11 protein-coding genes are annotated in these 12,923 nt (G+C 59.9%); 4 read left to right on the forward strand and 7 right to left on the reverse strand.

Going from position 1 to position 12,923, the window contains the following annotated elements; all coding sequences use genetic code 11:
• Nucleotides 1–12: 12 nt before the first annotated feature.
• The 4 genes from araD to rluA all read left to right on the forward strand — a co-directional run bounded on the left by araD (nucleotide 13) and on the right by rluA (nucleotide 6,900).
• Nucleotides 13–708 carry an L-ribulose-5-phosphate 4-epimerase gene (gene araD / locus EDF81_RS13095; RefSeq protein ID WP_123348557.1) on the forward strand — a complete coding sequence of 232 codons (696 nt, stop codon included), beginning with the start codon at nucleotides 13–15 and terminating at the stop codon, nucleotides 706–708.
• A gap of 42 nt (nucleotides 709–750) precedes the next feature.
• On the forward strand, nucleotides 751–3,144 hold the full coding sequence (gene polB / locus EDF81_RS13100; RefSeq protein WP_123348558.1) for a DNA polymerase II: 2,394 nt from the start codon (nucleotides 751–753) through the stop codon (nucleotides 3,142–3,144).
• A 177-nt stretch (nucleotides 3,145–3,321) separates the two neighbouring features.
• Nucleotides 3,322–6,228: an RNA polymerase-associated protein RapA gene (gene rapA, locus EDF81_RS13105; RefSeq protein ID WP_123348559.1), complete on the forward strand. Its 2,907-nt coding sequence runs from the start codon at nucleotides 3,322–3,324 to the stop codon at nucleotides 6,226–6,228.
• A 12-nt stretch (nucleotides 6,229–6,240) separates the two neighbouring features.
• Nucleotides 6,241–6,900: a bifunctional tRNA pseudouridine(32) synthase/23S rRNA pseudouridine(746) synthase RluA gene (gene rluA, locus EDF81_RS13110; protein ID WP_123348560.1), complete on the forward strand. Its 660-nt coding sequence runs from the start codon at nucleotides 6,241–6,243 to the stop codon at nucleotides 6,898–6,900.
• A 30-nt stretch (nucleotides 6,901–6,930) separates the two neighbouring features.
• On the opposite strand, the gene citG is transcribed toward rluA, so the two are convergent.
• The 7 genes from citG to EDF81_RS13145 are packed head-to-tail and all read right to left on the reverse strand — an operon-like array spanning nucleotide 6,931 to nucleotide 12,908.
• Entirely contained in the window at nucleotides 6,931–7,761 is an 831-nt protein-coding gene (gene citG / locus EDF81_RS13115) for a triphosphoribosyl-dephospho-CoA synthase CitG (RefSeq protein ID WP_123348561.1), read from the reverse strand.
• Nucleotides 7,739–8,278 carry a citrate lyase holo-[acyl-carrier protein] synthase gene (gene citX, locus EDF81_RS13120; RefSeq protein WP_123348562.1) on the reverse strand — a complete coding sequence of 180 codons (540 nt, stop codon included), beginning with the start codon at nucleotides 8,276–8,278 and terminating at the stop codon, nucleotides 7,739–7,741. Before citX ends, citG begins: the two co-directional genes overlap by 23 nt.
• Nucleotides 8,278–9,801: a citrate lyase subunit alpha gene (citF, locus tag EDF81_RS13125; RefSeq protein WP_123348563.1), complete on the reverse strand. Its 1,524-nt coding sequence runs from the start codon at nucleotides 9,799–9,801 to the stop codon at nucleotides 8,278–8,280. Before citF ends, citX begins: the two co-directional genes overlap by 1 nt.
• Before the next feature lie 10 nt (nucleotides 9,802–9,811).
• The gene (gene citE / locus EDF81_RS13130; protein WP_123348564.1) at nucleotides 9,812–10,687 is read right to left on the reverse strand and encodes a citrate (pro-3S)-lyase subunit beta; all 876 of its coding nucleotides are present in this window, start codon (nucleotides 10,685–10,687) and stop codon (nucleotides 9,812–9,814) included.
• On the reverse strand, nucleotides 10,684–10,977 hold the full coding sequence (gene citD / locus EDF81_RS13135; protein ID WP_123348565.1) for a citrate lyase acyl carrier protein: 294 nt from the start codon (nucleotides 10,975–10,977) through the stop codon (nucleotides 10,684–10,686). Before citD ends, citE begins: the two co-directional genes overlap by 4 nt.
• A gap of 23 nt (nucleotides 10,978–11,000) precedes the next feature.
• Nucleotides 11,001–12,026 (reverse strand): [citrate (pro-3S)-lyase] ligase, encoded by a 1,026-nt coding sequence (citC, locus tag EDF81_RS13140; protein ID WP_123348566.1) that lies wholly within the window; start codon nucleotides 12,024–12,026, stop codon nucleotides 11,001–11,003.
• An 18-nt stretch (nucleotides 12,027–12,044) separates the two neighbouring features.
• Nucleotides 12,045–12,908, reverse strand: coding sequence for a fumarylacetoacetate hydrolase family protein (locus EDF81_RS13145; RefSeq protein WP_123348567.1), 864 nt, complete (start codon nucleotides 12,906–12,908; stop codon nucleotides 12,045–12,047).
• Between the last annotated feature and the right edge of the window lie 15 nt (nucleotides 12,909–12,923).

The following is a 12,923-nucleotide window of genomic DNA, read 5'->3' on the forward strand; positions in this document are numbered from 1 at the left end:
GCGGAGGAGACGATGTACGACTCACTGAAACAGCAGGTGCTGGACGCCAACCTGGCGCTCCCGGCGCACAATCTGGTGACCCTCACCTGGGGCAACGTCAGCGCCATCGACCGCCAGCACGGCGTGTTTGCGATTAAGCCGTCCGGCGTCGATTACCGCGTAATGACCGTGGACGATATTGTGGTGGTCAGCCTGGCCAGCGGAGAAGTGGTTGAAGGTAACAAAAAACCGTCATCGGATACCCCAACCCATCGGCTGCTCTATCAGGCTTTCCCGACCCTCGGCGGTATCGTGCATACCCACTCGCGTCACGCCACCATCTGGGCGCAGGCGGGATTGCCGATCCCGGCGACCGGCACCACCCACGCAGACTACTTCTACGGGGCGATCCCCTGCACCCGCAAAATGACCGATGCGGAGATTAACGGGGCCTACGAGTGGGAAACTGGCCACGTGATTGCCGAAACCTTCGAAACCCTGGGGATCGATCCGGCGCAGATGCCCGGTGTGCTGGTTCACTCCCACGGCCCGTTCGCCTGGGGCAAAAACGCGGAAGATGCGGTGCACAACGCCATCGTGCTGGAAGAGGTGGCCTATATGGGCATCTTCTGCAAACAACTCGCGCCTGACCTGCCGGAGATGCAGCAGACGCTGCTGGATAAACACTATCTGCGCAAGCACGGTGCGAAGGCGTACTACGGCCAGTAACACTGTACAAAAAATCAGTAAAAGCGATAAGACCAGGCTATAATGTGGCCTGGTCTTTTTTTTAGAGAAAATAACGTGGCGCAGGCGCGAGAAGGCTTTTTACTCACCCGACACTGGCGGGATATGCCGCAGGGCACCGAAGTCACCTTCTGGCTGGCAACAGACCAGGGGCCGCTGCGCGTCACGCTGCCGCCGCAGGAATCTGTCGCCTTCCTTCCCGCCTCACAGCAGGAGAAAGTGCGCACTCTGCTCGCCCAGGAGTCCGGCTGGCGGCTGACACCGCTTGAGCTAAAAGACTTCCACCGTCAGCCCGTCTGCGGCCTTTATTGCCGTAACCACCGCCAGCATATGCGCTACGAAAAACTGCTGCGTGAAGGCGGGATCACTCTCTATGAGGCCGATGTCCGCCCGCCCGAGCGCTTTCTGATGGAGCGCTTTATCAACGCCCCGGTCTGGGTTGAGGGCGAGCCGCGCGGCGACGCGCTGGCTAACGCCCGGATGAAACCCAATCCCGACTACCGTCCACCGCTGAAATGGGTTTCGCTGGATATCGAAACCAGCCGCCACGGCGAGCTCTACTGTATCGGGCTGGAGGGCTGCGGCCAGCGTACCGTTTATATGCTCGGTCCGGCCAACGGCAACGCGGCTGACGCGGGCGATCTCCATCTGGAGTATGTCGACAGCCGCCCCGCGCTGCTGGAAAAGCTCAACGCCTGGTTTGCCGAGCACGATCCCGACGTCATTATTGGCTGGAACCTGGTGCAGTTTGACCTGCGGGTGTTGCAGAAACACGCCGAGCGCTACCGTATTCCGCTGCGCTTAGGGCGCGGCAATAGCGAGATCGAGTGGCGCGAGCACGGCTTTAAAAACGGCGTCTTCTTTGCCCAGGCCAGCGGTCGTCTGATTATTGACGGGATCGAAGCCCTGAAATCCGCCTTCTGGAACTTTGCCTCTTTCTCGCTGGAGGCCGTGTCGCAGGAGCTGCTGGGCGAAGGTAAAGCCAGCGATACGCCCTGGGACCGAATGGATGAAATAGAGCACCGCTTCGCAGAAGATAAACCGGCGCTCGCCCGCTATAACCTGCAGGACTGCGTGCTGGTCACCCGCATCTTCCATAAAACCGCCATCATGCCTTTTTTGCTGGAGCGCGCGACCGTTAACGGCCTGCCGGTGGATCGCCACGGTGGGTCAGTCGCCTCCTTCGGCCATCTCTATTTCCCGCGTATGCACCGCGTCGGCTACGTGGCCCCGAACCTCGGCGACGTGCCGCCTCAGGCCAGCCCCGGCGGCTATGTGATGGATTCCCGGCCCGGCCTGTATGACTCGGTGCTGGTACTGGACTATAAAAGCCTGTATCCGTCGATTATTCGCACCTTTCTTATCGACCCGGTCGGACTGGTCGAAGGCATGGCGCAGCCGGACGAGCAGCACAGCACCGAAGGCTATCTCGGCGCGCGCTTCTCGCGGGAAATCCACTGTCTGCCGGATATTGTCAGCCAGATCTGGCACGGGCGCGACGAGGCCAAACGCCAGGGCAATAAGCCGCTCTCCCAGGCGCTGAAAATTATTATGAACGCCTTCTATGGCGTGCTCGGCACCAGCGCCTGCCGCTTTTTTGACCCTCGTCTGGCCTCATCCATCACCATGCGCGGCCATGCAATTATGCGCCAGACCCGTGAACTCATTGAAGCCCAGGGCTATGACGTGATTTACGGCGACACGGACTCGACGTTTGTCTGGCTAAAAGGCGCTCACGGTGAAGAGGACGCCGCCCGCATCGGCAAAGCGCTGGTGGAGCAGGTGAATGACTGGTGGCGCAGCCATCTGCAGGAGCAGAATCTGACCAGCGCGCTGGAACTGGAGTATGAAACCCACTTCTGTCGTTTTTTGATGCCGACCATTCGCGGAGCGGAGACGGGAAGTAAAAAGCGCTATGCCGGGCTGATCCAGGAAGGGACAGAACAACGGATGGTCTTTAAAGGGCTGGAGACGGTGCGCACCGACTGGACCCCGCTGGCTCAGCAGTTCCAGCAAAATCTCTATCTGCGGATCTTCCGTAACGAGCCTTATAAAGAGTACGTCCGCGATACCATCGACAAATTAATGGCCGGTGAGCTGGACAGTCAGCTGGTCTACCGCAAGCGCCTGCGCCGCCCGCTGGCGGAGTATCAGCGCAATATTCCCCCGCACGTGCGTGCCGCAAAGCTGGCGGATGAGCATAACCAGTCGCTGGGACGCCCGCCGCAGTATCAAAATCGCGGTACCATAAAATATGTCTGGACCACCAGCGGCCCGGAGCCGCTCGAGTGGCAGCCCTCGCCGCTGGATTATGACCACTATCTGAGCAAACAATTACAGCCGGTGGCCGACGGCATTCTTCCTTTCCTTGACGATGATTTTGCTACACTACTGACAGGGCAGCTGGGATTATTTTAATGGGGGCTGCCGAAAGTTGGCGCAGGATAAATTTGACGTATGCAACCAGGTGACGAACGCCTTGCCATCCAGTACCATAGCGCCCTTTCCATTTCCAAAACCCTATTTCGAACCGCCGTTTCTTCCCGACGGTCATTATGCTATTGCCTGAAATTTAAGATATAGAGCCAAAAACATATGCCTTTTAAACCTGGTCAACGTTGGATTAGCGATACAGAAAGCGAGCTTGGACTCGGCACCGTTGTGGCAATGGATGCCCGAACCGTCACACTGCTTTTCTCTGCCAGCGGCGAAAACCGCCTGTACGCCCGCAGCGACTCCCCTGTTACCCGCGTGATGTTCAATCCCGGTGATACGGTCACCAGCCACGAAGGCTGGCAGCTGCTCGTTGATGAAGTCAAAGAAGATAATGGTCTGCTGGCCTATATCGGCACCCGCCTGGATACGGACGAGGCAAATGTCACCCTGCGTGAAGTGCTGCTCGACAGCAAGCTGGTCTTCAGCAAGCCGCAGGACCGTCTGTTTGCCGGGCAGATCGACCGCATGGATCGTTTTGCCCTGCGTTTCCGCGCCCGCCGTTATCAGAGTGAACAGTACCGTATGCCCTGGAGTGGCCTGCGCGGCCAGCGCACCAGCCTGATCCCACACCAGCTGCATATCGCCAATGATGTGGGTCGCCGCCACGCGCCACGCGTACTGCTGGCCGATGAAGTGGGCCTCGGGAAAACCATCGAAGCCGGGATGATCCTGCACCAGCAGCTGCTTTCAGGCGCGGCAGAACGCGTCCTGATCGTGGTACCGGAAACCCTCCAGCACCAGTGGCTGGTGGAGATGCTGCGCCGCTTTAACCTGCGCTTTGCCCTATTTGACGACGAGCGCTATGCCGAAGCCCGTCACGATGCGGATAACCCGTTCGACACCGAACAGCTGGTGATCTGCTCCCTGGACTTTGTACGCCGCAACAAGCAGCGCCTTGAGCATCTGTGCGAAGGCAGCTGGGACATTATGGTAGTGGATGAAGCCCACCACCTGGTCTGGAGCGAAGACGAGCCGAGCCGTGAATATCTGGCTATCGAACAGCTGGCCGCCAGCATTCCCGGCATTCTGCTGCTGACCGCCACCCCGGAACAGCTGGGGATGGAGAGCCACTTCGCCCGTCTGCGTCTGCTGGATCCCAACCGCTTCCACGATTTCGACCGCTTTACCGAAGAGCAGCAAAATTACCGCCCGGTTGCCGACGCCGTTGCCCTGCTGCTGGCAGGCAACAAGCTGAGCAACGACGATCTGAATATGCTTGGCGACCTGATTGGTGAGCAGGATATCGAACCGCTGCTGCAGACGGCCAACAGCGACCGCGAAGGAGCAATGGCCGCACGCAACGAGCTGGTCTCTATGCTGCTGGATCGCCACGGCACCAGCCGCGTGCTGTTCCGTAACACCCGTAACGGCGTAAAAGGCTTCCCGAAACGCGAGCTGCACACCATTCGCCTGCCGCTGCCGACCCAGTACCAGACCGCGATTAAGGTTTCGGGCATTATGGGCGCACGTAAAAGTACCGAAGAGCGCGCCCGCGATATGCTCTACCCGGAGCAGATTTATCAGGAATTTGAAGGCGATAACGGGACCTGGTGGAACTTCGACCCGCGTGTCGACTGGCTGATGGGCTATCTGACCAGCCATCGTTCTCAAAAGGTGCTGGTGATCTGCGCCAAAGCCACCACCGCGCTACAGCTGGAACAGGTTCTGCGCGAGCGTGAAGGTATCCGCGCTGCCGTCTTCCATGAAGGTATGTCCATCGTTGAGCGCGACCGCGCCGCAGCCTGGTTCGCCGAAGAAGATACCGGCGCCCAGGTGCTGTTATGTTCCGAAATCGGTTCTGAAGGCCGTAACTTCCAGTTTGCCAGCAACCTGGTGATGTTCGACCTGCCGTTTAACCCGGACCTGCTGGAGCAGCGTATTGGCCGTCTGGACCGTATCGGTCAGGCGCACGATATTCAGATCCACGTGCCGTGGCTGGAAAAAACCGCCCAGTCGGTGCTGGTACGCTGGTATCACGAAGGGCTGGATGCGTTCGAGCACACCTGCCCGACCGGCCGTACCATCTATGACACCGTCAGCAGCGAGCTGATCCAGTACCTGGCCGCGCCGGAAAACACCGACGGCTTTGACGCGCTGATCGCCACCTGCCGTGAACAGCACGACGCGCTGAAAGCCCAGCTGGAACAGGGCCGCGACCGTCTGCTGGAGATCAACTCCAACGGCGGCGAAAAGGCACAGGCACTGGCAGACAGCATCGCCGAGCAGGATGATGACACCGGTCTGATTAGCTTTGCCATGAACCTGTTTGATATCGTCGGCATCAACCAGGACGATCGCGGCGAGAATATGATCGTCCTGACGCCGTCCGATCATATGCTGGTCCCTGATTTCCCGGGCCTGCCGGAAGATGGCTGCACCATTACCTTTGACCGCGATGTGGCGCTTTCCCGCGAGGACGCCCAGTTTATTAGCTGGGAACACCCGCTGATCCGCAACGGTCTGGATCTGGTTCTCTCCGGCGACACCGGCAGCAGCACCATTTCTCTGCTGAAGAATAAAGCCCTGCCGGTCGGCACCCTGCTGCTTGAGCTGGTCTACGTGGTGGAAGCCCAGGCCCCGAAACAGCTCCAGCTTAGCCGTTTCCTGCCGCCAACGCCGGTGCGTCTCCTGCTGGATAAAGCCGGTAACAACCTTGCGGCTCAGGTCGAGTTCGAAAGCTTTAACCGTCAGCTGAGCGCGGTAAACCGTCATACGGGCAGCAAGCTGGTCAACGCCGTTCAGCAGGATGTCCACGCGATCCTGAAGCAGGGTGAAGCCCAGGTGGAAAGCGCAGCCCGTCAGCTTATCGACGCGGCGCGTAATGAAGCCGATGAGAAGCTGTCCGCCGAACTGTCGCGTCTGGAAGCGTTAAAAGCCGTTAACCCGAACATTCGCGATGACGAGCTGAGCGCGATTGAAAGCAACCGCCAGCAGGTGATGGAAAGCCTGGATCAGGCGGGCTGGAGACTGGACGCGCTGCGTCTGATCGTTGTGACCCATCAGTAACAGGAGCCGTCTATGGTGATGGAAGACTACAATCCGCCGCTGGAACCCTGGCTGCTTATCCTCTATCAGGATGAGCACATTATGGTCGTCAACAAGCCAAGCGGCCTGCTGTCGGTCCCGGGGCGTCTTGAGGAGCATAAAGACAGCGTGATGACCCGCATCCAGCGGGATTATCCGCAGGCGGAATCCGTGCATCGTCTGGATATGGCGACCAGCGGAGTGATTGTGGTTGCCCTGAACAAGGCGGCTGAGCGTGAGCTGAAACGTCAGTTCCGCGATCGCGAACCGAAAAAACAGTACCAGGCCCGCATCTGGGGACACCCGGCGCAGGCCGAGGGACTGGTGGATTTGCCGCTCATTTGCGACTGGCCGAATCGGCCAAAGCAGAAGGTGTGCTATGAAACCGGCAAAAGCGCGCAGACCGAATATGAGGTACTGGAGTTCGCGGACGACAACACCGCCCGCGTTCGCCTGAAGCCCATTACCGGACGCTCACACCAGCTGCGCGTCCATATGCAGGCGCTCGGCCATCCGATCCTCGGCGACCGGTTCTACGCCACCCCGGAGGCGCTGGCGCGAGCCCCGCGCCTGCTGCTGCATGCGGAAATGCTCACCATCACCCACCCGGTCTACGGGAACAGTATGACGTTTAAGGCACCGGTGGATTTTTAAAGATGCCCCTCTCCTTGTGCGAGAGGGGTTCTACGCCACTGCGCCCAGCACCCACGCCACCGCCAGCAAATCTGCGCTGCCGCCGGGGCTTAAGCGCCGGGCGGTCAGCTGTTTGTCCATCTCCGCCAGGTCTTCACTCTCCCAGCCGTCCGCCAGCAGATTCTGCGCATAAGTTTGCACATAGCGCAAACCACCCAGCCCACCGCGTGAGACCAGGTTACTGTCAGGGTTAACCGCCATCAGCTGCAGCAGCGCACGCTGTAAACGTCGTTCACCGCTTGTCTTATGCCAGTCGGGCAAAACATGGCGCCGTACCGTGGCAAAGCCGCTTTCGGCTTCCCCGCGAGCGCCGGTCAACCCCATCAGGTGATACTGGCGCTCGCCCGCCGTTGCCATCCCGGAGCGGGAGGCCAGCTCTCTGTCCACCAGCCCGTGACACATCTGTCCGACTTCATTACAGAGGGAATCGGAGCGAATGTCGCGGCCCAGCCCTCTCAGGCGGCCGGTCGCTGCACACAGCAGCCCCAGCGAAAAGATCCCGCCTTTATGGGTATTCACGCCGCCGGTGACGGTAAACATTGCCTGCTCGCAGGCGATACCCGCCGGGCGCAGTAGCCTTAGCTGTTCACCCGGTGCCCGATTTGCATACTCTTCGCCAAGCTCCTCAAACACGCTGAACCAGGGCGCTATCGCCGCAATACTGCGGGTAAACAGCGCATGATCCATATCGCTATGGGCACCGCTGTTAGCCCGATCCACCAGCCCGGGCTTTGGGGTCAACGCCAGCTCTTCTTCCAGAGCCAGCGTTGCCAGCGCAGCGATGCGAACGGGCTGCGGTTTAGTCGCGAGCAAACCAGTCATCAATGATTTTCTCCACCTTTGCCACCACCTGCTCTACAGGATGCCGACGCGAACGGGCGCAGGCGTGGGCTACTTCATTACACAGCAGACAGGAACGCATCCCGCTGCCCAGAGACTGCCGCCCGACGGGACCGTTTGTCGGGCAAATCACATCCAGATCCCAGAGCCGTCCCAGCGGATGGCTCTGCTCCAGCGCCGCACAGTGCGCTTTAATTTCCGCCGCAGGATGCGCCACGGACCAGATCGCTTCCGCCCCGGTCGGCAGCCACAGAACCTGACGGTCCTGAATCGCCCAGCGGTTTTGCCACAGTAGCTGATCGCAGGCCTGTAGCGCCACCCCCATGGTATTGCGATAGCGAATACTGTCTTTCACCTCACCCGGCGTTACCAGGGTAAGAGAAATAATAGGCTGCTGATAGTGTTCCAGCCAGTCAGCCTGACGCGCCGCCCGACGTTCTTTCGCCGCCAGCAGGGCATCAAGGCTGACGCCCGCAGCGGCGGGCGTCATCATTTCCATTATTCGCTCTCCTTCACCTGGTGCACGACATCAATCACGCTCCCGTCCCGATAGCGGATCACGCCGACGATCCTGTCGGTAAACTCGATGGGCTTTGGCACGCCGGTCAGCGAGATAGCCCGCTGGTACAGCGCCTCAATATCGACAATCTTCAACCCGGCGGCTTCCAGCCGCTGGCGAACCTCCGGGCGGGCCGGATTCACCGCAATCCCGTGGTCGGTCACCAGCACATCGATACTTTCCCCCGGCGTCAGGCGGGTGGTCACGCGTTTCACCACCGTCGGAATACGGCTGCGCAGCAGCGGTGCCACCACGATCGTCAGGTTGGCGGCGGCGGCGACGTCGCAGTGGCCGCCGGATGCGCCGCGCATCACCCCATCGGAGCCGGTGATCACGTTGACGTTAAAGTCGATGTCGATCTCCAGGGCGCTGAGGATCACCACGTCCAGCTGGTCGCAGCAGGCCGCTTTACTGCCCGGGTTAGCGTAGACGTTGGTAGAGATCTCTACGTGGTTAGGGTTGCGAGCCAGGGAGGCCGCCGCCTGACCGTCGAAGCACTGGGTATCCAGCAGCTTTTCGATCAGCCCCTTCTCATGCAGATCCACCAGGCTACCGGTGATCCCGCCGAGCGCAAAGCTGGCCTTCACCCCGTGCCGTTCCATTTTCTCGGCCATAAAGCGGGTACAGGCGGTGGCTGCCGCGCCGGAGCCGGTCTGCATCGAGAAGCCGTCTTTAAAGTAGCCGCCGTGTTCAATCACATCCGCCGCATAGCGGGCGATCATCAGTTCCCGTGGGTTGCTGGTGACACGCGCCGCGCCGACGCTGATTTTTTCCGCGTCGCCAACGCTCTCCACCGGCACGATGTAGTCCACCCGATCCTGCACCAGGCTGGCGGGCATATTGGGGAACGGCACCAGGGATTCGGTCAGCAACACGACCTTTTTCGCATAGTGGGCATCGACCATGGCATAGCCCAGAGAGCCGCAGCTCGATTTACCATGAGTGCCGTTAGCATTACCAAACTCATCGCTGCAGGGCACGCCCAGGAAGGCGACATCGATAGTCAGCTCTCCGTCCTGGAGAAGCTTGACCCGTCCGCCGTGGGAGTGGATTTGCACCGGCTCTTCCATCAGCCCGTGGGAGATCGCATCCGCCAGCTTGCCGCGCATCCCCGAGGTGTAAATGCGGGTAATGACGCCGCTCTGGATATGCTCGATCAGCGCATCGTTGCAGGTCATTAGGGAGCTGGAGGCGAGGGTCAGGTTTTTAAAGCCCAGTCTGGCCAGGGTCGCCACCACCTGATTAATGACCCGGTCACCCTCGCGAAACGCGTGATGAAACGAGAGGGTCATTCCGTCGCGCAGCCCGCTGCGGGCGATGGCCTGTTCGAGCGAGTCGCAGAGTTTACGCTGATGCTTGCTGGCGATATCGTCCAGCCAGGGCGTCGCGCTGTGAGCACCGTCAAAGGCTTTCAGATCGCGCAGGTGCGGGTAGTTCACATGAAGAAGTTCTGTCTGATTCATTGTTATGTCCTTAACGACGCACGCCGGACGCGGCTGCGCGTTCCAGCACCATCTGCGCGTGGTTAATAATTGGTGCATCGACCATTTTGCCGTTGAGCGATACCACGCCCAGGCCGTTGCGTTCGCCCTCTTCCGCCGCCTCGATCACCCGTCGGGCATGATCCACTTCCTGCTGCGTTGGGGCGTAAGCGTTATGCAGCAGATCGATCTGCCGGGGGTTGATCAGCGACTTGCCGTTAAAGCCCATTTTGCGGACCAGATCGACTTCGCGCAGGAAGCCCGCTTCGTCATTAACGTCGGACCACACCACGTCGAAGGCATCAATTCCGGCGGCGCGGGCCGCATGGAGCACCGCACAGCGGGCATAGAACAGCTCGGTGCCGTCGCCGCGCTCGGTCTGCATATCCATCACATAGTCAAAAGCCGCCAGCGCAATGCCGATCAGGCGCGGGGAACTGCGGGCAATCGCCACCGCGTTAATTACGCCAATGGCCGATTCGATGGCCGCCATCACCCGGGTCGAACCCGGCTCGCGACCGCAGGCTTTTTCGATGCGTTCCAGATGCCCTTCCAGCTCGGCCACATCCTCCGGCGAGTCGGTTTTGGGCAGGCGGATAACATCCACTCCGGCGCGCACCACCGCTTCCAGATCGTCGAGGCCGAAAGGCGTATTCAGCGGGTTAATGCGCACCACGGTTTCGATATCCTGATACATCGGGTGCTGCAGAGCGTGATAAACCAGCAGGCGGGCAGTGTCTTTTTCGCGCAGGGCGACCGCATCTTCAAGGTCGAACATGATGGAGTCGGGACGGTAGATAAAGGCGGTAGACAGCATGGCGGCGTTAGCGCCGGGAAGAAACAGCATACTGCGACGAAGTTTGTTCATTGCAGTTTCTCCCAGTCGATGCGCTGTACGTCGGCGGCGCGCAGAAGGGCGCTTTGCAGGCGGGCACGGATCACACAGTCCAGCGCGCCTTTGTCGTCCACCATAATCACGCCCTGACGGACGTCCATCGCACGCAGCGTCTCCTGCACGACCTGACGGATCTGGTCGCCAAACTGCTTGATCACTTCGCTGTGAATCACCACCTCAAGCTCGCCGTCGGCGGGGAGTATTTTCACCATTAGGTCGCTGGACTCCTGAGTCCCGGCCAGCGCCTCCCTGATAATTTTCATAATTTACATCCTGATACTGATAGTTAAGCGACTTCCGCACAGGCTGCGTAGTGCGCCTGTAGATGGGCGAAAGTGGTATCCGGGACGATCTCCCGGATGCGGGAAAACTGCTGCGTTTTCAGTAAACGACGGACTTCAGAAGCGGAAATTGCGCTGCCGACGGCCTTGATGCGCGGCAACTCCACCACTGACACGGCGTCCGCCAGAACGCCATGCAGGGTGTCGTTGTACTGCCGGGTCACGTCGCAGAAGGGTTCCGATCCCACAAAACGGTGGGTTATCCCCAGCGCCGGAGCGATGTAGTCGCGGAAAATCCGCACGTCTATCTCACTCCACGCCTGTTGTACCCTGCCGGTTTCCTTGAGGAAGTAGGCCGGGAAAGTGGCGCGGGAAATCAGGTAGCGAGAGCCTTCATGCACGGTAACATTCGGCAGATGCGCCACCCCGGCATTGACCATCGCCAGCCGTTCGCGGAACGGGAAGAAAGATGCGTCCTCCCGCACCACAAACAGATGCAGCCAGTCGCACGCGCTCGCCGCCTGCTCAACCAGATGGCGATGGCCAAGCGTAAAGGGATTGGCATTCATCACAATGGACCCGATGCGCGTCCCCGGCTGACGCAGTGATTCAAGCTGGCGACAGTAGCGGCGAATGCCCTGAGGCGTGTTTTCCATCAGCACCGCATTATTGCCGCTGCGGGCCAGAGACCAGAATCCGCTGCGGGCGAAGCGCGCTTCATTGCACGGTCGGGTGCAGAGAAACAGGTGGAAATGGCCCCGTTGCAGCGCCAGGTTTTCCACTTCAGCCAGCAGGCGAGCGCTAAGATTTTCACCCCGGAAGGTTTCATCCACCGCCACGCATTTGATGACGTTCTCCGCCAGGCCCGCACAGCCCACCAGCCGGTTATCCACCAGCGCTTCAACCACCAGGCTGATATCACTGTCCATCCCCAGACCGCTGTCGGCCAGCAGATACCGCACCTGGCTCATACGCTGTGGATGTTTCAGTACTTCACTCACCCGAAAATCGATAGCCGGTTGTGCCGTCATCTTTCCGTCCGCCGTCACTTAAAATGCCGCCGTCAGCGCCCTTTCCGGCGCGTCCATAATCACATTGCTGAGATGGCCGATATGCTCAATTTCCACCTCGATCCGATCCCCGGCGTGCATAAACAGCGGCGGATTGCGTTTTTTCCCCACGCCACCCGGCGAGCCGGTAATGATCACGTCGCCAGGGCTCAGGCGGGTAAAGGTACTGATGTATTCGATAAGCTCAGCCACTTTGTGGATCATGCTGGCGGTGGTGTCATCCTGGACCATACGGCCGTTCAGCCAGGTGCGGATCGCCAGTTGATGGGGATCGGGGATCTCATCCGCCGTGGTCATCCACGGGCCGAAAGCGCCGGTCTGCGGCCAGTTTTTCCCGGCGGTAAACCAGGTGTGCTGCCAGTCGCGTGCCGAACCGTCCATATAGCAGCTGTAGCCCGCGACGTGGGCCAGGGCCTGGTCACGTGAGATATTCTCGCCCGCGTGGCCGATAATCACCGCCAGCTCGCCCTCATAGTCAAACTCGCTGGAGTGACGCGGCTTAAGTACCGGCGAGTTGTGGCCGGTCTGCGAATCCGGGAAGCGCACGAACAGGGTTGGCGCCGGATTGTGCTGATCGAACTCTTTCCGCTTCTCGGCGTAGTTCATCCCGACGCAGAGGATTTTTTCCGGATGTTCAATCACCGGCAAAAAGGTCAGCGCCTCAAGAGGCAGGTCAACCGCCTCTTCGGCGTAGCAGCGGGCATCATCCAGCCCGTCAGCCGCCAGCAGCGCTTTTAAATCGGTATAGCGGTCGCCGAGACGGCGGCCTAAATCCACAACACCTTCAGCCTTCACGATGCCGTAGCTGCGAATATCCTGATGGAGAAAACTTGCGAGTTTCATGTTGAGTCCTGAAAG

The sequence above is a fragment of the Enterobacter sp. BIGb0383 genome, from assembly GCF_003751845.1.
Taxonomy (GTDB): domain Bacteria; phylum Pseudomonadota; class Gammaproteobacteria; order Enterobacterales; family Enterobacteriaceae; genus BIGb0383.